Source organism: Streptomyces sp. NPDC101118, from assembly GCF_044759445.1.
Classification (GTDB): domain Bacteria; phylum Actinomycetota; class Actinomycetes; order Streptomycetales; family Streptomycetaceae; genus Streptomyces.
Genome location: NZ_JBIVZG010000019.1, coordinates 128,620 through 149,528 on the forward strand (window position 1 = coordinate 128,620; position 20,909 = coordinate 149,528).

Genomic DNA, 20,909 nt, shown 5'->3' on the forward strand with positions numbered 1-20,909 from the left:
GTGTGAGACCGCCATGCGGCAGGGAGGGTACCCCTAGAAGATAACGCGATATGTCCGATTTTTGGCGTAACTTGGCGCGTGCCGGTGTCGGACCGTCAGACCTCGGGCCGCAGCATCGGCGGGTTCAGCAGCGTGGCACCGCCGGCCCTGAACAGCTGGGCCGGCCGCCCGCCCTGACGGGTGGTCGTGCCGCCGGCCGGCACGAGGAAGCCCGGCGTGCCGGTCACCTTGCGGTGGAAGTTGCGCGGGTCGAGGGCCACGCCCCACACCGCCTCGTACACCCGGCGCAGCTCGCCGACCGTGAACTCCGGCGGGCAGAAGGCGGTGGCGAGCGAGGAGTACTCGATCTTCGAGCGGGCGCGCTCGACGCCGTCGGCCAGGATGCGCGCGTGGTCGAAGGCGAGCTGGGCGGATTCCTCGCGGTCGAAGCCGGTCTCGGCTTCCAGGAGTTCGTCCACGGGGGCCCAGCGTGCGAGGTTCGCGTCGCCGCCGGCACGCGGGGCGGGGAGGTCGGGGGCGAGGACGAGGTGCGCGACGCTGACGACCCGCATCCGCGGGTCCCGCCCGGGGTCGCCGTACGTGGCGAGCTGCTCCAGGTGCGCGCCGTTGCCCGCGCCGGGCTGGGCCGGGTCGTGGGCGCACAGGCCGGTCTCCTCGGCCAGCTCCCTGGCCGCGGCCCCCGCCAGGTCCTCGTCGCCCCTGACGAAGCCGCCGGGCAGCGCCCAGCGGCCCTGGAACGGCTGCTCACCACGGCGGACCACGAGCGCGCAGAGCGCGTGGCGCCGCACGGTGAGCACGACCAGGTCGACGGTGACGGCGAAGGGCGGGAAGGCCGACGGGTCGTAGGGCGACATGCCGCGATCATAGTCGTCTTCCTGACGATAAACAGTCCTTTCGCGATCTCCTTCACCACACGCATCACGGACCCCGTCCGCTCAGACACCCAGCTGGAGCGCATCGGCGGCCTCCTCCACCATGCCCAGCCCGAGTCTGCTGACCCGGACGGCGAACGGCGCACCCGCCACCTGCAGCCCGGAGAGCCGCAGGGCGCCCAGGGGCGCGCTGCCCAGCGGCTCCAGGGCGACGGTGCCGGCGGGGGCGTCCGGGCGGATGCCGGCCAGGGCCACCAGGACGTGGATGCCGGCGGCGGCCGACACCGCCGCGGGGCGGCAGGCGGCCGGGTGGGGCAGCGGGGCGCTCCCGGCGGTGCGCTGGGGGGCCGCGTACATCTCCGGCAGCCGGTGGCCGAAGAACTCCGCGGCGTCCAGGAGGCCCTTCAGGAGGCCGCCCGCCTCCTTGTCGAACCCGGCGGCGGCCAGGCCCGCGACGGCCACCGCGCTCTCGTGCACCCTGACCGCGCCGGACCGGTGCCCGAAGGGGTTGTGTCCCGCCTCCTTGACGCCCAGGCTGCGCAGTCCCCAGCCCGAGTCCATGGCGGGTGCGCCCAGCAGCCGGGCCAGTTGCTCGGTGCGGACCCGGTCGAGCAGGCCCCGGGCGAGGCGGCCGCCGCCGAGCAGTCCGGTGTCGAGGAGGTGGGCGCTCGCGCCCGTGAGGTGGGCCAGGGGTCTGCCGTCGGGATGGACGGCGGCGGCAGGCCCGCCGCCGGACGGGGTCTCGGTCCAGAAGGAGGCGTGGAAGCGGTCGCGCAGGGCGTCGGCCCACTCGCGCCACTCGTCCGCTCCCGGCCGTCCGCAGTCCTCCAGCAGGTCCGCGCCGAGGAGCGCGGCCCGGTGTGCGTGGGCCTGCGTCTCGCACCGGAAGGGGCCGGGCACGGGGTCGGCGAGGAATCCCGTGCCGTCGGTGCGGTCCCGCAGCCAGGCCAGGCACCGCTCGGCGGCCGGCAGCAGGGCCGCCACCTCGCGCTCCGGCATCCCCCAGCGGCGGGCCTCGGCCAGTACCACCGGGAAGGCCAGGGTGGCCTCGGTGCCGGTGCAGCCGGGCGGCAGGCCGGGCCCCGCCGCCCGCAGCGGGCCGGGGATCCGCCCGCCGTCGGGCCCCCTGCCGTCGGCCTGGGTGCGCGCGAGGGTGCGCAGGGTGGCGGCGGCCAGACCCGTGCCCAGTGGCAGGGCCATCCTGGCCGCCCAGAGGGACTCCGCCGGGGCGAGACCGCAGCGCCAGGGCACCCCGGCGGCCGCATAGGCGTCGGCGGGCTCGGCGGGGTCGCGCAGGAGCAGGGCGCGCAGGTCGTCCAGACCCGTGCGAAAGAGCGCCTCGGTGCGGGGGTCGTCGCCTTCGGCGCGGGCCGCGGAGAGGGGCCCGGCGAGCTGGGCCACGGGCGTTCTGGACACGCGCTCCTGGGCGGTCCTCAGCTCGATGGTGACCGCCTCGCCGGGCCGTAGGTCCAGCTCCCAGCGGAGCAGGCCCAGGGAGGCGAGGGCGTCGTCGGGCGGGGGGTCCGCGGTGGTGAAGGCCTGCGCCCCCTGGGTGCTCCAGCGCAGGCCCGCCGCGTGGACCCCGGCCGGGAGGTCGGGGCCCGCCCGGCCGGCGGCGACCGCGCCCAGGTCGGCGAGGTCGGTGCCGAGGGAGATCTCCACGGGCAGCCGGAGCGGGCGGGGGGCGTGGCTGCGGAGGGTGATCCGCTCGGTGCCGTCGGCGTGCCTGACCCGGTCGACGCTGACGTCCGGGTCGGGGCCTTGCGCGGCCCCGGTGCGCACGGTGGCGGTGAACCCCGCCCGGTCGGCACCGAGGCTGCGGCCCTGGACGGCGACCGGGTCGCGTCCCGCGACCCGCAGGAGGCAGCGGGAGAGGAGCCGGCGGCCCGAGCGGTAGATGCCGTCGAGGCCCCGGCCGGTGAGCTGGCCGTGCTCCGGCGAGATCGCGAGGCAGGGCGCGGCCACGCAGATCACCGCCGCGTGGACCGGGGGCAGTTCCGCGGGTGCCCGTGCGGGGCCGCGCGGCCGTCCGGCGGACGGGCCCTGCGGGGGCACGGACGTGGGTCTGCGGGCGGGGGGAACGGGGTGTGCCATGGGTCGCCTCGGGTGCGCGCCGGTCGGGTGGGCGGGGCGGCGGTGCGGCAGGGCGTCCTCCACCCCCCAACTGAACGGTGCGGCGGGCGCCCGGGTCACGGGCCGCCGTCGGCGCTGATGAAGGCTCATTCCGGCTTCCTCTCGGGCTGCTTCGGGATCCGCCGGGACGGGTGGGCGCCCTTGGGCCGCCTGGCACGGGGCCGTGCCCGCTCCGCCTCGGGCCGGCCCTGACCGGGCCCCGACGGCCCCGACGGGCCCGCGGGGCGCGCGGGGCCCGCGGGGGCTGCCCCGGCGCCGGCCGCGCCCGGCCGGCGGACCGCCGGTTGCCTCGGATCGCTGGACTTCCGCAGGACGACGGGTCCCGTCGGGTCCGTGGACACCCGCGGCGCGGAGCGACCGCCCGCCACACCCGCGTCCTGCGGGTCCGCGCCCCCACCTCCCGGGGTCCGCTCCGACCCGGGCGCGGCAGGAGCGGGGCCGGCCGCGACCACCGGGTCTCGCTCGTCCGCCGGGCCCTGCCCGAACCGGGGTCCCTCCGGCGCGGGACTCGCCGTAGGCGGGGCGGCAGGGTCCCGGAACGCCGGGTCCTGCGCGGACCGGGGTCCGGGCGGGGCCGGGCGGGACTCTCCGGGCTCGGGCATGCGCGGCGCGGGGACTGTACGCCGAGTGGCCTCGGGCGTGGCGGGCTGGGCGGGCTTGCGGGTGGCGTCTGTCGGGGGTGTGCCCCAGGTGCCAGGCGCCACGTCACCGGCACTCTCCGGGGCCGTGGCGGTGTACGGGCCGGGGTTCTCCGAGGGCCCCTCCCCGGTGCGGGAGTCCCGGCCCGGTGCCAGGCCGAGACCCGGTACTTCCGGGGGCAGGCCCAGCGGGAGCTGCCCCTGTCGGGGCCGCGGCCGCCGCCGGGCCTCGGCGAAGGCCGGCCCGTCCCGCCGGCGCCGCTCGTCCCGCAGGCAGCGGCGCAGGCTCTCCGGGTCGACGCCCTCGTTGCACGCGTGGTGGAGGAGCAGTGCGAAGCGGTACCCGGGGTCGGCCCGCAGCGCGAGGGAGAAGGCGATCCTGGCGTACGGCTCGTCGCCCATGGACCAGGTCACCCAGCCGGCCAGCGTCAGGGGTGCGGCGGCGTGCTCGTGGTACTCACCCGCACAGCGGCGCGCGAGCGCCCGCCAGAGCCGCAGGGCGGGTCCGGCCTCCTCGCCCTCCATCCATTCGGCGGCCACGTCGCGCGTCTCGCGGTCCTGGAGCCCCAGGACGAGCAGCGCAGCCTCCTCGTCCTCGATCAGCGCGTCGTCCCACGCGTCCGAGCTCGGGCCGCCGTCGGACGGCGTGGCCCTGGCCAGCCGGCGCATCACGGTGCGGGCCAGTGCGAGGGTCTCCGCGGCGACCTGGCCGCGGTCCGTGCCTTCGAGGATCCGCGGCACCAGGGCGGCGGCCGTGCGGTCCAGGGCCCGCACCATGTCCTCCGCGGCGGGACCGGTCACGGGGCTGAGCCTGGCCTGCAGTTCCTTGAGCGTGCCCCGCACCTGGAGTCCGGCGTACGTGGCGGCCGCCGCCATCACCGAGGTGCCCGGCATGGCCAGTGCGGTGCCCTCCGGAGGGCAACACCGCGGGTCGGGGCAGCAGTAGCTCCAGTACCGGCCGCCGGAGAGGCAGAGCGCCTCCAGCACGGGCACGTCGAGCGCGCCGCAGGCCAGCCGGATGCCCTGCGCGAGGGGCCGCAGCCGGGCCATCACCCGGGCGGGGTCCTCCCCCGCGGGCGGGTCCTGGCAGAGGAAGAGGACGATGCCGTCCGGCCGGGCGCCACGGCGCTCGCTGCCGCCGATGAGGGTCTCGGCGACCTGGCCCGAGAGCTCCTCCCATTCCTCGGGTGCGGGTGGGATGCCGACCCGCAGCCTGCCGCCGAAGCGTCCGCCGCTGCCGTGGACGGTCACCATCACGATCGAGTCGTCGGGGTGGAAGCCGAGCATGTACGGCAGGGCGTCCGCCAGCTCCGCGGGACTGCGCAGGGTGATCTGCCGGCCGGAATCGGGACCTGTGGTGTCGAAGTGGTTCGTCATGCCCCGACGTTCCCGCGAACCCGCCGATCTCCGCGACCCCTGTGGATAAAGTTATCCACAGGCTGGCGGGGGCGTTCGCGCGATGTCGGTGGCATCGGGTTGCATGGGGGTATGAACGCAGACCTCAGGGCCCAGGCCGATTCCGTTCTCGCCCGCCTCGTCGGTGACCCCACGGGCTCCGCGCGGCTGCGGGAGGACCAGTGGCGGGCGATCGAGGCCCTGGTCGCGGACAAGCGCCGGGCCCTGGTGGTGCAGCGCACCGGCTGGGGCAAGTCGGCCGTGTACTTCGTCGCCACCTCCCTGCTCCGCGCGAGCGGGAGCGGACCCACCGTCATCGTGTCCCCCCTGCTGGCCCTGATGCGCAACCAGGTGGACGCGGCCGCCCGCGCGGGCATCCACGCCCGCACCATCAACTCCGCGAACCCCGAGGAGTGGGAGACGATCCAGGCCGAGGTCGCGGCGGGCGAGGTGGACGTCCTGCTGGTGAGCCCGGAGCGCCTGAACAACCCCGAGTTCCGCGACCAGGTGCTGCCCAAGCTCGCGGCGGCGACCGGGCTGCTGGTGGTGGACGAGGCGCACTGCATCTCGGACTGGGGCCACGACTTCCGGCCCGACTACCGCCGGCTGCGCACGATGCTGGCCGACCTGCCGCCCGGCGTCCCGGTGCTGGCGACGACGGCGACGGCCAACTCCCGTGTGACGGCGGACGTGGCGGAGCAGCTGGGCACCGGCGCGGGCACGGACGCGCTGGTGCTGCGCGGGCCGCTGGACCGGGAGAGCCTGAGCCTGGCCGTGCTGCGGCTGCCGGACAACCCGCACCGGCTGGCCTGGCTGGCCGACCACCTGGACGAACTGCCGGGTTCGGGCATCGTGTACACCCTCACGGTGGCCGCGGCCGAGGAGGTGACGGCGTACCTGCGGCACCGCGGGCACGCGGTCGCCTCGTACACCGGCCGCACGGAGAACGCGGACCGGATGCAGGCGGAGGAGGACCTCCTGGCCAACCGCGTGAAGGCGCTCGTGGCCACGTCCGCGCTGGGCATGGGCTTCGACAAGCCGGACCTGGGGTTCGTGGTCCACCTGGGCTCGCCCTCCTCCCCCATCGCCTACTACCAGCAGGTGGGCCGCGCCGGACGCGGCGTCGAGCACGCGGAGGTGCTGCTGCTGCCGGGCCGGGACGACGAGGCGATCTGGCAGTACTTCGCCTCGGTGGCCTTCCCGCCCGAGGAGCAGGTCCGCCGCACCCTGGACGCGCTGGCCCAGGCGGGCCGCCCGCTGTCGCTGCCCGCGCTGGAGCCGATGGTGGACCTGCGGAGGACGCGCCTGGAGACCATGCTCAAGGTGCTCGACGTGGACGGGGCGGTGCACCGGGTCAAGGGCGGCTGGACGTCCACCGGACAGCCCTGGGCCTACGACACGGAGCGGTACGCCTGGGTGGCCCGTCAGCGGGCCGCCGAGCAGCAGGCGATGCGCGAGTACGCAGCCACGACCGGCTGCCGCATGGAGTTCCTGCGCCGCCAGCTCGACGACGAGGAGGCCGCGCCGTGCGGTCGCTGCGACAACTGCGCCGGTGCCAGGTACACCGCGGACGTCTCGCAGGCCGCCCTGGACACCGCGCGCGGCGAGCTGAGCCGGCCGGGCGTGGAGCTGGAGCCGCGCCGGATGTGGCCGACCGGACTCCCGGCCGTGGGCGTGGATCTGAAGGGCCGTATCCCGGCCGGCGAGCAGGCGTCCACGGGGCGCGCGCTGGGCCGGCTCTCGGACATCGGCTGGGGCAACCGGCTGCGCCCGATGCTCGCCGCCGGGGCTCCCGACGGGCCGGTTCCCGACGACGTGACCCAGGCCGTGGTGAGCGTCCTGGCCGACTGGGCGCGTGGGCCGGGCGGCTGGGCCTCCGGGGCGCCGGACGCGCCGCCCCGCCCGGTGGGCGTGGTCGCGATGGCCTCGCGTTCCCGGCCGGTCCTGGTCGGCTCGCTGGCCGAGCGGATCGCCGAGGTCGGCCGGATGCCGCTGCTGGGCACGGTCGAATACGCCGCGGAGGCGCCGCCGTACGGGCTGCCGTCCTCCAACAGCGCCCAGCGGGTGCGGGCCTTGCACGAGCAGCTGACGGTCACTCCGGAGCTGGCCGGGGCCGTTGCCGCGGCGGGCGGCCCCGTACTGCTGGTTGACGACCGCTCGGAGAGCGGCTGGACACTGGCAGTGGCCGCACGGCTGCTCCGCCGGGCGGGCGCGGGGGAGGTGTTTCCGCTGGTCCTCGCGGTTCAGCAGTAAGGCGATGCGTCAATAGCGGTGTGACTGGGCAAGGATATGAACGGCATACCGGCGCAATCCGGCCGGTGACGTCAATTGCTCGTTGCCGCGCACAGACGGGCCACGCAAGAATTGGAGTGCTCCCGCATGGCTCGTCAGCCCTCTCTTAGGGCTGCGCCGCGGCGTGCCTGCACCCACTCGTGCCCCACCGCGGGCACCACCGAAGGGAGGACCATGACCTTCGGATTCGCTCCGTCCGCAGCCGCTTCGACGCCCGCCTCGCAGGGCAGCGCCAGCCGCCACGGTCGCGTGCTGGAGCCGGCCGAGTGGACGGCGGCGGGAATCCCCCTGCTGAGCAATCCCCGCGAGGTCGTCAGCGGCCTGCACTCCCGGCACAACCCCGGGGTCTCCACGGCCGTGATCGCCGTGCTCGGCCCCGAGGAACGCCTGGTCGCCAGCGCGTCCTTCACCCAGCGGACCGCCTCGGCGGACGGCTGGGACTACCGCAACTCCCTGCTGTCCGCACTGCGCCGGGTGATCCCGCACGACCTGCGGCGCAAGACGCCCGCCCGGACCGCCGTGCTGCTCTTCTGCCGCGAGGGGGACGAGCGGTGGACCGAGGAGGACGGTGCCTGGATGTGGGGGCTGCGCGACGCCTGCACGCTCCACGGGCTGCGCTGCGGCGCGTACATCACGCTCACCCGAGCCGGCTGGCAGGTGCTGGGCGAGGGCCGCGGCGGCAGACACCCCAGCGCCGGTTCCCGCCCCCTGCGCCTGGAGGACGCCGGGATCGAGCCGGGGCCGCCGTCGCTGCGCACGGTGGCCGGCGCGATAGAACCCCTGCGCCGCACGGCCGCGCGCTGACCGCTCGGCGGCGGGCCGGCCCGAAGGCGGCCCGCCGGCATCACGTCGGCCCGCTGACGGTACGACCTCCCACCGTGTGCCATCGGCGGGCGCGCCGACGTCACGGCGCCGGGCCGTGGCCCGACACCGGGCGGTCCCGCCGATGCCACGCGGCGGGACCACAGAGCGTCAGACGCCCGCGCCCAGCACGGAGTTGATCTGCTGCGCGTCGCCGCACACGACCAGCAGCGCGGTGGCCCGTCCGAGAGCGACGGGAAGGCTGCGCGCGACGTCGGCCGGCTCGCCGCCGTTGACGGCGAAGACCACGACCGGACGGGCGGCGGCCCGCTCGGCCTGCGCGGCATCCGCGTAGAAGACGTCGTCCCGGGCGTCGTGCTGCGCCCAGTAGGCGGCCTCACCGAAGGACAGCTCGTGCGCGGCCCACGGGTGGAGCTCGCCGGCGGTCAGGACCAGCACGTCACCGGGGGCACGGCCGGTGTCGAGCAGCAGGTCGACGGCTTCCTCCGCCGCGTCGAGCGCGCCCTCCGCCGAAGCGGGGATCAGCTGCACCTGCGGCACCTGCGTGGAGACGGAGGGGGTGGTGGCGGCCGGTCCGGGCTTCGCCGGCTGCTGCGGGGTGCGCTGCGCGGGCGGAGCGGGACGGGGGCCGGGGCGCCCGGGCCGCGGTACGGCTGCGGGACGCGGACCAGGTACGGGGCGGGGGGTCGGCGCGGTACGGCTCGGGGCCGGGGTCGTCGCGGGACCCTGGGCACTCTCGTGAATCTGAGGCTCCTCAGGAGGCATGAGTGGATGGGAATTTCAAACGCCGGTACGAGTCATACCGGATGGTGGCACATGCGTGCGATCAGAAATCGAAGCCGAGTTGGCCTCCGTTTTCCAGTTCGATGGCCTCTTCGCTCCTGCGGACCTTCTTCAGGTGCCGCCACTGCGGGAGCGCGTCGAGGTACGACCACGACAGGCGGTGGTGCGGGGTCGGGCCGCGGGTCTCCAGCGCCGCCCGGTGCACGGGCGAGGGATAGCCGGCGTTGGCCCCGAAGGCGAAGTCCGCCAGGTCCGGGCCGAGTTCGGCCATCATCCGGTCCCGCCGCACCTTGGCGATCACCGAGGCGGCGGCCACCGCGACACACGACTGGTCGCCCTTGATCACCGTACGGACCCGCCAGGGCGCCCCGAGGTAGTCGTGCTTGCCGTCGAGGATCACCGCCTCCGGCCGGACCGGCAGTCCGTCGAGAGCGCGCACCGCGGCCAGCCGGAGGGCCGCGGTCATGCCGAGTTCGTCGATCTCCTCGGGCGAGGCGTCGCCGAGGGCGTACGCGGTGACCCAGCTCTCCAGCACCAGGGCGAGTTCGTCCCGCCTCTTGGGGGTGAGCAGCTTCGAATCGGTGAGTCCCTCGGGCGGGCGACGCAGTCCCGTGATCGCCGCGCACACGGTGACCGGGCCGGCCCAGGCCCCTCGTCCGACCTCGTCGACCCCGGCGATGATCTTGGCGCCGGTGGTTGCGCGGAGGGAGCGCTCGACGGTGTGGGTGGGTGCTTCGTACGGCATGGCGCCATTAGGTTACGCCGCCCGGTTCGCCCGCGACACCCCGGGCCACGCCCCTCTCACCTGGTGGTCGGGGCGGACGCGCTGAACCGCGCGTTCCGCCCCGGCACCGGGTGCCGCAGTGCTCAGCCCGCAGTGGTCAGCCGGTGGTGGTCAGCCGGTGGTCTCCGGAACCCACTCCGGCAGCAGCTCGGTCTGCGTCAGCCACTCGCCGGGGACGTGCCCGTCCCCGCGGCCGGCCAGCACCCCGCCCACGATCGCGCAGGTGGTGTCCACGTCGCCGCCGACGCCCGCCGTGGTCCAGAAGGCACCGGCGTAGTCGCCGAGGTTCCGGGCCGCCGACCAGAGCGCGAAGGGCACCGTGTCGTGGGCACTGGTCCGCCGTCCGCAGCCGAGCACGGCCGCCACGGTGGTCGCATCGCCGTAGTCCAGCATGTCCCGCGCCCGCCGCAGCCCGGCGCCCACGGCGCTGCGCGGCACGAGCGCGATCACCCCGTCCAGCAGGGCCTCGGCCGTCGGAGGCCCGGCCGGGTCGGCGGCGATGGCGGCGGCGGCCGCCACGGCCATCGCGCCCATCACGGCCTCGCGGTGCTGGTGGGTCGTGTAGGCGGAGATCTCCGCCTGGTGGGTGGCCTGCTCGGGGTCGTCGGCGTAGTACGCGCCGAGCGGCGCGATCCGCATGGCCGCGCCGTTGCCCCACGACCCCTGGCCGTTGAACAGCTCGGCCGCCAGCTCCCGCCAGTCCTGGCCCTCCCGGACCAGCCTCAGCATGCGGTTGACCGCCGGGCCGTAGCCGCGGTCGAAGTCGTGGTGGTGCGCGAAGGACGAGGCCAGCGCGTCCTGGTCGATCCGGCCGTGCTCGGCGAGCACGGCGAGCACGGAGCAGGCCATCTCCGTGTCGTCGGTCCACTGCCAGGGACCGGGGGGCAGCTCACGCCGCTTGAGCAGCGGATAGTTCGCGGGGACGAAGAACTGGGAGCCCAGGGCGTCACCCACCGCCAGTCCGCGCAGGCTGGCCAGGGCGCGTGCGTAGCGCCGGTCGGGAGAGGAGTCAGGGGTCATCCCGCGTAACTCTATCCCCAAAGGTCAAATGTCTGGGGTGTGGTCCACCTCTCGAAGGGGCGGTCCAGCCGATAGCGCCCGTCCGGACCCAGCACCAGCGTGCGGTGGGAGCCGTTGTCCGGATTGGACAGGCACTCGAACTCCGCGACCGACCAGTGGAACCAGCGCATGCAGAACAGCCGCATGGTCAGCCCGTGGGTCACGAGCAGCACGTTCGGCGGGTGGTCGGGCGCCTCGAAGCTGCGGTAGAGGCTCTCCAGGAAGGAGCCCACCCGGTCGTACACGTCGGCGCCGGACTCGCCTTGCGCGAACCGGTAGAAGAAGTGCCCGTAGGCGTCCCGGTACGCCTTCTGGAGCCGTACGTCCGCCAGGTCCTGCCAGTTGCCCCAGTCCTGCTCCCGCAGCCGGGGCTCCTCGCGCACCCGCACCCGCGCGGGGTCGAGCCGCAGTTCGCGGAAGGTCTCCAGGGTGCGCCGGTACGGGGAGACGTACGCGCTCACCCGCTCCTCGCCGAAGAGCGCGCGCAGCCGCTCGCCCGCCTCCGCCGCCTGGACGAGGCCCGTGGGCGTCAGGGCCAGGGCGTGGTCGGGCTCCCGCTCGTACACGGTGTCGTCGGCATTCCCCTCCGATTCCCCGTGCCGGACAAGGACGATGCGCCGCGGTCGTGCCATGCGTCGACCCTAAGCCGGGGGACGCCCGTTCGAGCGACGCGACGGGCCGGAGCGTGCGCCGGGGTGCGCTCCGGCGCACCCGGCCACGGCCACGGCCCGGGCCCCGCTCAGACGGTCCACGACGGTTCGAGGTCGACCACGTCGCCCGTGAGCCCCTCCAGATCGGCCTCGATCTGCGCCCGCAGCGAGAGCCGCTCCACCCGCTCCTCGCGGTACTTGCCGTGTTCCGCGGCGGAGCGCCACATCGACAGGATGAGGAACTCGCGCCCCGGCGCCTCGCCGAAGAGTCCGCGGATCATGCCGGGGGACCCCGCCATCGCCGGGTTCCACACCTTCTCCTGCATCAGGGCGAAGTGTTCGAGCCGTCCCTCGCGGACCTTGCAGTGCGCCACGCGCAGCACGTCGGAGTCCGTGAAGCGCGGCTCGAAGCCGGTCTTCACGTCGAAGCGGTGGTCGAAGAGGGTGACCCGGGAGTCCTTGTACGTGCCGTTCTGGGAGGCGGCCAGCCGGTCGTGGGAGCGCGCCATGAAGGAGTCGTAGAAGGACCGGCTCTCCCAGAACGCGAAGACGTGCGCCACCCCCGGACGGCTGCGGCTCCATCCCCCGCCCTGCCCCCGGAAGCCCGGTTCCCCCGGCAGCCCCGCCCACTTCCGCTGCCCGCGCTCGAACCCCCGGCGGTCCACCACCGTGCAGCGAATCCACTTGACCAGCACCGCGCCATCGTACGGGGATCAGCGCGGCCCCGTTCGGACTCCGGGCCAGTACGTGCCGACGAGTTCCGCCGTGTCCGCCTCGGGCAGCTCGATCCCGAACTCCCGTGCCAGCAGCCCCGCCAGTTCCGCAGGCCCGACGGCGCGGCGCCCGGTGCTCCCGTCCGCCCGCAGCTCGGTCAGCGTGTCCCGCACGAGGGCGGCGCGCAGCTCCTCGCCGGCCCTCTGGACCACGATCTGGCCGGTGAAGTGGGAGCGGGGGTGCGTGGAGCTGTAGTGGTTCATCGGCACGAGGTCGACGGCGTACGTGCGCTGCGGCGCGAAGGCGTACAGGTCCCGCCACCCCTCGTCCCGGAGCATCCGCAGGACCAGGATCCCGTCGTCCTCCCGCCCGATGCCGTACGTCCAGGGCCCCTGCCGTACCTCGCCCGGGGCGTCCAGCGGCACCGGCTCCAGCGGACCCTGGTGACCGAACCCGGCGTCGGCGAGCCAGGACCGCCCGCCGGCGGCGACGACGAGGACCGCGTGGGTGACCGGCGTCAGCTCGGCGCCCCGCGTGCGGTTGCGGGCGCCGCGCCCGGCGACCTCGAAGCCGAGCCGCTCCAACGCGGCGGCGAGCAGGGAGTTCTGCTCGTAGCAGTAGCCGCCGCGGCGGCGGCGCACGAGCTTGTCCTGCACGCTCGGGAGGTCGAGCGGCACCGGGCGGCCCAGCGCCACGTCGAGGTTCTCGAAGGGTACGGACGTCACGTGCGCCCGGTGCACCCCGGCCAGCGTCTCCGCCGTGGGCTCCAGCGGGCCCGCGTACCCGATCCGCTCCAGGTACGCGTCCAGGTCCAGCTCGTCACCGCTCCACATGCCCCGTCCCCCGTCGTCGTCCGTCCGGACGATCATGCCAGGGCCAGGCCTCAGCCCCGGTTCCAGCCCGGCACCGTCGGCAGGACCTGCTCGGCCACCCGCAGCAGGGCCGCGTCGTCGGGGATCCTGCCGTCCTCGCGCCAGACGACCAGTTCGAAGTAGCCACCGGTGTCCTTCGCGTTCTTCGCGATGACCAGGCTCCGGGTGACCGGGCCGGGACCGGCCATCTGGCCGCCCTCGCTCGCGCCGAGGCTGATCGCCATCGCCCGGTCCGAGTACAGCGTCGCCGGCCGCCCGAGCACGGTCCGCTTCTCCGCGGTGCCGCCCAGCAGGGTCGCCATCTGTCCGGCCCGCAGCCGGTTGTACGCGGCCGAGAGCTTCACCTGGTACGTCGCCAGCTGGACGGTCGCGGACGGCGTGACGACCTTCGCGCCGCCGCCGGCCGGGGTGAACACTCCGTCGCCGCCGGAAGCGGTCAGCGCCTGCTCGCCCGGGGTGCCGAGCAGCACCGGCAGGTCGGGGCGGTTCAGGGCCGTGCACAGCTCCCCCCCGGAGAGCTGCGGTGCGCTCGCGGTGGACCGTTCGGCAGTGCACTCCGCCGGTCCGCGCCCGGTCCCGCCGGTGTTCCCCATGACCTCCCCCAGCCCCCACAGGCCGCCGCCCACTCCCCCGACCAGCACCACCGCCGCGATCGCCTGGGCCCCCGCGCCCATGCCCTTCCTGCCTCCCGCCGTCGCCCCGCCCATGCTCCGTGCCCCCTGTCGTCCGCGCACCGTGCGCGCGGGGAGCCTAGGCCAGGGAGCGGTTGGAGCGGAAACGATTACTCACGGGTACGGCCGCGGCCGGGGAAGGCCGGGAACGCCGGAGGGGACCGCCCCTTCCGGGACGGTCCCCTCGTCAGCTACTCAGCGGCACGGATCAGCTGCAGCCGCTGGTCGAGCCGCAGCCCTCGCAGATGTAGCAGGAGCCCGCGCGCTGCATCTTGGTCCCGCAGGAGAAGCACAGCGGAGCGTCGGCGCTCACGCCCAGCTGCATCTCGACCAGCTCGGCGTTGGTGTGGGCCTGCTTCGGCGCCGAGGTCTGGACGACCGGCTTCGGAGCCGCGGGGACCGCCGCCAGCGGGGCAGACTGGGCCAGGCCCTCGACGTCGATGTCCTCCTCGACCGGCTCGTACGAGCCCGTCTCCAGGTGACGCTGGCGCTCCTCGGCGGAGTGGATGCCGAGCGCGGAGCGGGTCTCGAAGGGCAGGAAGTCCAGCGCCACGCGGCGGAAGATGTAGTCGACGATCGACTGCGCCATCCGCACGTCCGGGTCGTCCGTCATGCCGGCCGGCTCGAAGCGCATGTTGGTGAACTTCGAGACGTAGGTCTCCAGCGGGACGCCGTACTGCAGGCCGACGGAGACGGCGATGGAGAAGGCGTCCATCATGCCCGCGAGGGTCGAGCCCTGCTTGGACATCTTCAGGAAGACCTCGCCCAGACCGTCGTCCGGGTAGGAGTTGGCGGTCATGTAGCCCTCGGCGCCACCGACCGTGAAGGAGGTGGTGATCCCCGGACGGCCCTTGGGCAGGCGCTTGCGGACCGGGCGGTACTCGACGACCTTCTCGACCTTGGCCGGCTCGACGACCTTGGTCTCCTCGGCCTTCTCCTCCGCCTTGTCCTTGGTCTTCGCCGACAGCGGCTGGCCGACCTTGCAGTTGTCGCGGTAGATCGCGAGGGCCTTGACGCCGAGCTTCCAGGCCTCGAAGTAGATCTCCTCGACCTCCTCGACGGTGGCCGTCTCCGGCATGTTGACCGTCTTGGAGATGGCGCCGGAGATCCAGGGCTGGATCGCGGCCATCATGCGGACGTGGCCCATCGGGGAGATGGAGCGCTCGCCCATCGCGCAGTCGAAGACCTCGTAGTGCTCGGTCTTCAGGCCGGGCGCGTCGATCACGTTGCCGTGCTCGGCGATGTGGGCGACGATCGCCTCGATCTGCTCCTCCTGGTAGCCCAGGCGGCGCAGGGCCTGCGGGACGGTGCCGTTGACGATCTGCATCGAGCCGCCGCCGACGAGCTTCTTGAACTTGACCAGGGCCAGGTCCGGCTCGACACCGGTGGTGTCGCAGGACATCGCCAGACCGATGGTGCCGGTCGGGGCGAGGACCGAGGCCTGCGAGTTGCGGAAGCCGTTCTTCTCGCCGAGGCGGATGACGTCCTGCCAGGCCTCGGTGGCCGCGGCCCAGACCGGGGTGTCCAGGTCGTCCATGCGCGGCGCGGCGGCGTTGGCGTCGGCGTGCTGCTTCATGACGCGCTTGTGCGGCTCGGCGTTGCGGGCGTAGCCGTCGTACGGGCCGACGACGCCGGCCAGCTCGGCGGAGCGCTTGTACGCGGTACCGGTCATCAGCGAGGTGATGGACGCGGCCAGCGCGCGGCCGCCGTCGGAGTCGTACGCGTGGCCGGTGGCCATCAGCAGGGCGCCGAGGTTGGCGTAGCCGATGCCCAGCTGGCGGAAGGCGCGGGTGTTCTCGCCGATCTTCTGCGTCGGGAAGTCCGCGAAGCAGATGGAGATGTCCATCGCGGTGATGACGAGCTCGACGACCTTGGCGAAGCGCTCGACGTCGAAGGACTGGTTGCCCTTGCCGTCGTCCTTGAGGAACTTCATCAGGTTCAGCGAGGCGAGGTTGCAGGACGTGTTGTCCAGGTGCATGTACTCGCTGCACGGGTTCGACGCGGTGATCCGGCCGGACTCCGGGCAGGTGTGCCAGTTGTTGATCACACCGTCGTACTGGATGCCCGGGTCGGCACAGGCCCACGCGGCCTCGGCCAGCTTGCGGAAGAGCGCCTTGGCGTCGACCTTCTCGATGACCTCGCCGGTCATGCGGGCGCGCAGGCCGAACTCGGTGCCGTTCTCGACGGCCGTCATGAACTCGTCGTTCACACGGACGGAGTTGTTGGCGTTCTGGTACTGGACGGACGTGATGTCGTCGCCGCCCAGGTCCATGTCGAAGCCCGCGTCGCGCAGGGCGCGGATCTTCTCCTCCTCCTTCACCTTGGTGGCGATGAAGTCCTCGACGTCCGGGTGGTCCACGTCGAGCACGACCATCTTGGCCGCGCGGCGGGTGGCGCCGCCCGACTTGATCGTGCCGGCGGACGCGTCGGCGCCGCGCATGAAGGAGACCGGGCCGGAGGCGTTGCCGCCGGAGGAGAGGAGCTCCTTGGAGGAGCGGATACGGGAGAGGTTCAGGCCGGCGCCGGAGCCGCCCTTGAAGATCATGCCCTCTTCCTTGTACCAGTCGAGGATCGACTCCATGGAGTCGTCGACGGACAGGATGAAGCAGGCGGAGACCTGCTGCGGCTGGGGCGTGCCGACGTTGAACCAGACCGGGGAGTTGAAGCTGAAGATCTGGTGGAGCAGGGCGTAGGTCAGCTCGTGCTCGAAGATCTCGGCGTCCGCGGGCGACGGGAAGTAGCCGTGGTCCTCGCCGGCCTTCGTGTAGGTCTTCACGATCCGGTCGATCAGCTGCTTGAGACCGGTCTCGCGCTGCGGGGTGCCGACCGCACCGCGGAAGTACTTGCTGGTGACGATGTTGACCGCGTTCACCGACCAGAAGTCGGGGAACTCGACGCCGCGCTGCTCGAAGTTCACCGAGCCGTCGCGCCAGTTGGTCATGACGACGTCACGGCGCTCCCAGACCACTTCGTCGTACGGGTGCACGCCGGGGGTGGTGTGGATGCGCTCGATACGCAGGCCCTTGCTCGCCGCCTTGGTTCCCTTGGCGCGGGAACCACGTGCCGGACCGCTCGCCGTCTCTGTCATGCCGCTGCCTCCCATATACGGGCAAAAACGCCCTAAAGTGCCCGCGAAATTCCATATCCGTTGGCACGGTGTGTGTCTGATGTAGCCGGTTCGTCCGCCCGCCCTCAGGCGTGCGGACAGGTCTGTGGTCCCGCCCTGCGGGACGGCCGCCGCGCGGCCGTCCGGTCAGTCGGCGGCGGAGGCGGGCACGGGGACCGAACCGGTCCCGCCGGGCCCGCACTCTTCATGCGGAGGACGCCGGTCGCGCAGCTCGGCGATGGCGGCCTCGAAGTCTTCCAGGGTGTCGAAGGCGCGGTACACCGACGCGAAGCGCAGGTACGCGACCAGGTCGAGCTCCTGGAGCGGGCCGAGTATGGCCAGACCCACGTCGTGGGTGGTCAGCTCGGCGCTGCCGGTGGCGCGCACCGCCTCCTCGACCCGCTGGCCGAGCTTGGCGAGGGCGTCCTCGGTGACGGGGCGTCCCTGACAGGCCTTGCGCACGCCGGAGATCACCTTCGTACGCGAGAAGGGCTCCGTGACGCCGGACCTCTTGATCACCATCAGTGACGCGGTCTCCACCGTGGTGAAGCGGCGGGAGCAGTCCGGGCACTGGCGGCGCCTGCGGATCGACGTCCCGTCGTCCGTGGTGCGGCTGTCTACTACGCGGCTGTCGGGATGCCTGCAGAAGGGGCAGTGCACGGCTCCCATCCCTCCCTCATGGCACGACTGAATTGCCCCGGAGCACCACCGGACAGGTCTCTGTCGGGGCTCTCGAAGCAGCCACCAGCATATGCGATGTCGGGACCCTCAGCAGACCGAGGACCACAACTTCTGGGTGGCCGCGCCAATCCAACCACTAGATCTTGGGTTTCGGCAGTACGTCACACCCGGGCGTGTCGCCCTTCGCCGAAAGAATCCGGACATGCCGGAAGCGGCTCACGAGCCTACTGGGGCGCGGGCCGGTCCGGGAATTCCGGGGTACCGGATGCCACACTGGGCGAAGACCCCGAGCGGTGGCGATCCGACCGGGAAGGGTACCGTAATGAACGGATTCGGCACCGAACCCGCGTTCGGTGCACTGATCGTCCATACACCTCTTCATGTGATCACGTCCGGTGAACTGCGATTTTTCACTCGAACGTGTGTTTGGCGCAACCTTTCGAAAGCCACTACCGTTGTCCGCTAGGGAGAGCAAGCACATTTCGAGAGGGGCCGCCGACGTGACCACCACCGCAGACAGTGCCACCATCACTGCCCAGAACCGCTCCCACAGCCGACTCGAGCCGGTGCATGCCATGAACGACGCAGCCATGACCCCGGAGCCGGACGCGATGCGCCCCGCACGCTCGCTGCCCGGCCGGCCTCCAGGCATCCGGGCGGACAGCTCCGGCCTCACCGACCGGCAGCGGCGGGTCATCGAAGTGATCAGGGACTCGGTGCAGCGGCGTGGCTACCCACCGTCGATGCGGGAGATCGGCCAGGCGGTCGGCCTCTCCAGCACCTCCTCCGTCGCCCACCAGCTGATGGCCCTGGAGCGCAAGGGCTTCCTCCGCCGGGACCCGCACCGGCCCCGTGCGTACGAGGTGCGCGGCTCCGACCAGCCCAGCACGCAGCCGACGGACACCGCCGGGAAGCCCGCCGCCTCGTACGTGCCGCTCGTCGGCCGGATCGCAGCCGGCGGCCCGATCCTGGCCGAGGAGTCCGTCGAGGACGTCTTCCCGCTCCCCCGCCAGCTGGTCGGCGACGGTGAGCTCTTCGTCCTCAAGGTCGTCGGCGACTCGATGATCGAGGCCGCGATCTGCGACGGCGACTGGGTGACGGTCCGCCGCCAGCCGGTCGCGGAGAACGGAGACATCGTGGCCGCCATGCTCGACGGCGAGGCCACCGTCAAGCGCTTCAAGCGCGAGGACGGCCACGTCTGGCTGCTGCCGCACAACGCTGCGTACCAGCCCATCCCCGGCGACGAGGCGACCATCCTCGGCAAGGTCGTCGCCGTGCTGCGGCGCGTCTGAGCGACCGCCCTCCCTGACCGGACCCCGGGACCCACTGCGCCGGTCCCGGGGTCCTGCCGTGTCCGGGACCGGACTCCGCGAGCGGACTCCGGGACACCGGAGACGGGACGGGGGCTACTTGCCGTCGGCCTTCGCGGTCGCGTCGATCGCCGCGAGCGACTTCCGCACCTGGTTGCGGTCGGTCGTGTACCAGAAGTCGGGCAGCGAGGACCGCAGGAAGCCGCCGTACCGCGCCGTGGCCAGCCGCGGGTCGAGCACCGCCACCACACCCCGGTCGCCCGAGGCGCGGACGAGACGGCCGGCGCCCTGCGCCATCAGCAGCGCCGCGTGCGTCGCGGCCACGGCCATGAAGCCGTTGCCCCCGGCCTCCTCGACCGCCTTCTGCCGGGCGCTCATCAACGGGTCGTCCGGACGCGGGAACGGAATGCGGTCCATCACCACCAGCTGGCAGCTCGGGCCCGGCACGTCCACGCCCTGCCACAGCGAGAGCGTGCCGAACAGACAGGTCGCCGGATCCCCCGCGAACGTCTTGATCAGCTCACCCAGCGTCTCCTCGCCCTGGAGCAGGATCGGGTTGTCGATCCTCCCCCGCAGCTCCTCCGCCGCCGCCTGCGCGGCCCGCATCGAGGAGAACAGCCCCAGCGTCCGCCCGCCGGCGGCCCCGATCAGCTCGGCCAGCTCGTCCATCATGTCGCCGCGCGTGCCCTCCCGGCCGGGCGTGGCCAGGTGCTTCGCGACGTACAGGATGCCCTGCTTCGGATAGTCGAACGGGGAGCCCACGTCCAGGCCCTTCCAGACCGGTACGTCCTCCCCCTGCACGCCCTCGGGCGGCAGGCCCAGCGAGGCGCCCACGCCGTTGAAGTCGCCGCCCAGCTTGAGGGTGGCCGAGGTGAGGACCACCGAGCGTTCGGCGAACAGCTTCTCCCGCAGCAGGCCGGAGACGGACAGCGGAGCCACTCGCAGCGTCGCCCCGCTGTGCCGATAGGCGGCTCCGCCGCGGGGCTCGTGCCGCTCGTACCAGACCACGTCGTACTCGGAGCCCTGCGTGATCCGCTCCGCCACCGCGTGGACGTTCTCCACCGAGGCCAGGGCCTGCTTGCGCACCGCGTCCTCGTCCTGCACGGACTTGTCGCGGGTGGCGCCCAGCGCCGAGATCACGTTCCGCGCCGCGTCCCGCAGGGCCAGCAGCGCGTACCCCAGGTCCTCCGGCACCTCCTCCAGGCGGCCCGGGAGCGCCAGCTCCATCACCCGCTCGAAGGACTCCGCAGCGGTCTGGAGGGAGTCCGCGGCCTTCTCGTTGACCAGCTTGGCAGCGCGCTTCACCGCGCGGTTGACCTGCCCCGGGGTGAGCTCGCCGGTGGCCACGCCGGTCACCCGGGACACCAGCTCGTGGGCCTCGTCGACGATCAGCACCTCGTGCGAGGGCAGCACGGGCGCGCCCTCGATGGCGTCGATGGCCAGCAGGGCGTGGTTGGTGACCACCACGTCGGCCAGCTTCGCCCGCTCCCGGGCGGCCTCGGCGAAGCACTCCGCGCCGTACGCGCACTTGCTCGCGCCCAGGCACTCGCGCGAGGACACCGACACCTGGGACCAGGCCTTGTCGGAGACGCCCGGGGTCAGATCGTCCCGGTCGCCGGTCTCCGTCTCGTCCGCCCAGTCCCGCAGGCGCAGCAGGTCCTTGCCGAGCTTGCTGGTCGGTGCTGCGGCCTCGAACTGGTCGAACAGGCCGTCCTCCTCGTCCTGCGGCGCGCCCTCGTGCAGGCGGTGCAGGCAGAGGTAGTTCGACCGCCCCTTGAGCATCGCGAACTGCGGGCGGCGGCGCAGCAGCGGGTGCAGCGCGTCCACCGTGCGCGGCAGGTCGCGCTCGACCAGCTGCCGCTGGAGGGCCAGCGTGGCGGTGGCGACCACCACGCGCTCCCCGTGCGCCAGCGCCGGCACCAGGTAGCCGAGGGACTTACCGGTGCCGGTACCGGCCTGGACCAGGCGGTGCGACTGTTCGTCGATGGCTTCGGCGACGGCTTCGGCCATGGCCACCTGGCCGGGACGCTCGGTGCCGCCGACGGCGGCGACGGCGGCGTGCAGCAGGTCGGGGAGGGAGGGCTTCGTCATAGCACTCACCACCCTACGCGGCCCCACTGACAGCGG

16 protein-coding genes are annotated in these 20,909 nt (G+C 73.4%); 3 read left to right on the forward strand and 13 right to left on the reverse strand.

Features of this window, described 5'->3' with window-relative positions; all coding sequences use genetic code 11:
- Nucleotides 1-95 precede the first annotated feature (95 nt).
- From ACIQUQ_RS27050 to ACIQUQ_RS27060, 3 genes are all read right to left on the reverse strand, one after another.
- Complete coding sequence (locus tag ACIQUQ_RS27050; protein WP_403980704.1) at nt 96-854, reverse strand: NUDIX domain-containing protein; 759 nt, start codon at nt 852-854, stop codon at nt 96-98.
- Nucleotides 855-935: 81 nt separating this feature from the next.
- The gene (locus ACIQUQ_RS27055) at nt 936-2,966 is read right to left on the reverse strand and encodes a glycogen debranching N-terminal domain-containing protein (RefSeq protein ID WP_403980707.1); all 2,031 of its coding nucleotides are present in this window, start codon (nt 2,964-2,966) and stop codon (nt 936-938) included.
- Between the two features lie 125 nt (nt 2,967-3,091).
- Complete coding sequence (locus ACIQUQ_RS27060; protein WP_403980710.1) at nt 3,092-5,020, reverse strand: DUF4192 family protein; 1,929 nt, start codon at nt 5,018-5,020, stop codon at nt 3,092-3,094.
- Nucleotides 5,021-5,131: 111 nt separating this feature from the next.
- On the opposite strand from ACIQUQ_RS27060, the gene ACIQUQ_RS27065 reads away from it, so the two are divergent.
- Together ACIQUQ_RS27065 and ACIQUQ_RS27070 are read left to right on the forward strand one after the other, a co-directional pair.
- Nucleotides 5,132-7,291, forward strand: a complete 2,160-nt coding sequence (locus ACIQUQ_RS27065; protein WP_403980712.1) for a RecQ family ATP-dependent DNA helicase — start codon at nt 5,132-5,134, stop codon at nt 7,289-7,291.
- Between the two features lie 213 nt (nt 7,292-7,504).
- On the forward strand, nt 7,505-8,134 hold the full coding sequence (locus tag ACIQUQ_RS27070) for a hypothetical protein (RefSeq protein WP_403980715.1): 630 nt from the start codon (nt 7,505-7,507) through the stop codon (nt 8,132-8,134).
- A gap of 168 nt (nt 8,135-8,302) precedes the next feature.
- Here ACIQUQ_RS27070 and ACIQUQ_RS27075 read toward each other — a convergent pair whose 3' ends face one another.
- From ACIQUQ_RS27075 to nrdR, 9 genes are all read right to left on the reverse strand, one after another.
- Complete coding sequence (locus tag ACIQUQ_RS27075; RefSeq protein ID WP_403980718.1) at nt 8,303-8,917, reverse strand: hypothetical protein; 615 nt, start codon at nt 8,915-8,917, stop codon at nt 8,303-8,305.
- 61 nt (nt 8,918-8,978) lie between these two features.
- Nucleotides 8,979-9,680, reverse strand: coding sequence for a ribonuclease HII (locus ACIQUQ_RS27080; RefSeq protein WP_403980720.1), 702 nt, complete (start codon nt 9,678-9,680; stop codon nt 8,979-8,981).
- Between the two features lie 150 nt (nt 9,681-9,830).
- Nucleotides 9,831-10,739, reverse strand: coding sequence for an ADP-ribosylglycohydrolase family protein (locus ACIQUQ_RS27085; RefSeq protein ID WP_403980722.1), 909 nt, complete (start codon nt 10,737-10,739; stop codon nt 9,831-9,833).
- A gap of 11 nt (nt 10,740-10,750) precedes the next feature.
- The gene (locus ACIQUQ_RS27090; protein WP_403980724.1) at nt 10,751-11,410 is read right to left on the reverse strand and encodes a histidine phosphatase family protein; all 660 of its coding nucleotides are present in this window, start codon (nt 11,408-11,410) and stop codon (nt 10,751-10,753) included.
- Nucleotides 11,411-11,517: 107 nt separating this feature from the next.
- Nucleotides 11,518-12,123 (reverse strand): YdbC family protein, encoded by a 606-nt coding sequence (locus ACIQUQ_RS27095; protein WP_399953414.1) that lies wholly within the window; start codon nt 12,121-12,123, stop codon nt 11,518-11,520.
- An 18-nt stretch (nt 12,124-12,141) separates the two neighbouring features.
- Entirely contained in the window at nt 12,142-13,011 is an 870-nt protein-coding gene (locus ACIQUQ_RS27100; RefSeq protein WP_403980726.1) for an arylamine N-acetyltransferase, read from the reverse strand.
- Between the two features lie 14 nt (nt 13,012-13,025).
- A complete protein-coding gene (locus ACIQUQ_RS27105) occupies nt 13,026-13,721 on the reverse strand; it encodes a DUF6215 domain-containing protein (protein ID WP_403980729.1) in 696 nt (231 codons plus the stop codon).
- Nucleotides 13,722-13,893: 172 nt separating this feature from the next.
- Nucleotides 13,894-16,773 (reverse strand): vitamin B12-dependent ribonucleotide reductase, encoded by a 2,880-nt coding sequence (locus ACIQUQ_RS27110; protein WP_403980732.1) that lies wholly within the window; start codon nt 16,771-16,773, stop codon nt 13,894-13,896.
- A gap of 165 nt (nt 16,774-16,938) precedes the next feature.
- Nucleotides 16,939-17,451, reverse strand: a complete 513-nt coding sequence (gene nrdR / locus ACIQUQ_RS27115) for a transcriptional regulator NrdR (protein ID WP_399953498.1) — start codon at nt 17,449-17,451, stop codon at nt 16,939-16,941.
- Between the two features lie 521 nt (nt 17,452-17,972).
- Between nrdR and lexA the strand changes: the two genes are divergently transcribed.
- Nucleotides 17,973-18,764: a transcriptional repressor LexA gene (gene lexA / locus ACIQUQ_RS27120; RefSeq protein WP_403980734.1), complete on the forward strand. Its 792-nt coding sequence runs from the start codon at nt 17,973-17,975 to the stop codon at nt 18,762-18,764.
- 114 nt (nt 18,765-18,878) lie between these two features.
- Here the strand turns inward: lexA and ACIQUQ_RS27125 are convergent, their stop codons facing one another.
- A complete protein-coding gene (locus ACIQUQ_RS27125; RefSeq protein ID WP_403980737.1) occupies nt 18,879-20,873 on the reverse strand; it encodes an ATP-dependent DNA helicase in 1,995 nt (664 codons plus the stop codon).
- Nucleotides 20,874-20,909: the final 36 nt, after the last annotated feature.

Excerpts from the sequence above, each read along its gene's own strand:
- ACIQUQ_RS27050 (WP_403980704.1), bottom strand. The coding sequence starts at position 854 with ATGTCGCCCTACGACCCGTCGGCCTTCCCGCCCTTCGCCGTCACCGTC.
- ACIQUQ_RS27055 (WP_403980707.1), bottom strand. The coding sequence starts at position 2,966 with ATGGCACACCCCGTTCCCCCCGCCCGCAGACCCACGTCCGTGCCCCCG.
- ACIQUQ_RS27060 (WP_403980710.1), bottom strand. The coding sequence starts at position 5,020 with ATGACGAACCACTTCGACACCACAGGTCCCGATTCCGGCCGGCAGATC.
- ACIQUQ_RS27065 (WP_403980712.1), top strand. The coding sequence starts at position 5,132 with ATGAACGCAGACCTCAGGGCCCAGGCCGATTCCGTTCTCGCCCGCCTC.
- ACIQUQ_RS27070 (WP_403980715.1), top strand. The coding sequence starts at position 7,505 with ATGACCTTCGGATTCGCTCCGTCCGCAGCCGCTTCGACGCCCGCCTCG.
- ACIQUQ_RS27075 (WP_403980718.1), bottom strand. The coding sequence starts at position 8,917 with ATGCCTCCTGAGGAGCCTCAGATTCACGAGAGTGCCCAGGGTCCCGCG.
- ACIQUQ_RS27080 (WP_403980720.1), bottom strand. The coding sequence starts at position 9,680 with ATGCCGTACGAAGCACCCACCCACACCGTCGAGCGCTCCCTCCGCGCA.
- ACIQUQ_RS27085 (WP_403980722.1), bottom strand. The coding sequence starts at position 10,739 with ATGACCCCTGACTCCTCTCCCGACCGGCGCTACGCACGCGCCCTGGCC.
- ACIQUQ_RS27090 (WP_403980724.1), bottom strand. The coding sequence starts at position 11,410 with ATGGCACGACCGCGGCGCATCGTCCTTGTCCGGCACGGGGAATCGGAG.
- ACIQUQ_RS27100 (WP_403980726.1), bottom strand. The coding sequence starts at position 13,011 with ATGATCGTCCGGACGGACGACGACGGGGGACGGGGCATGTGGAGCGGT.
- ACIQUQ_RS27105 (WP_403980729.1), bottom strand. The coding sequence starts at position 13,721 with ATGGGCGGGGCGACGGCGGGAGGCAGGAAGGGCATGGGCGCGGGGGCC.
- ACIQUQ_RS27110 (WP_403980732.1), bottom strand. The coding sequence starts at position 16,773 with ATGACAGAGACGGCGAGCGGTCCGGCACGTGGTTCCCGCGCCAAGGGA.
- ACIQUQ_RS27125 (WP_403980737.1), bottom strand. The coding sequence starts at position 20,873 with ATGACGAAGCCCTCCCTCCCCGACCTGCTGCACGCCGCCGTCGCCGCC.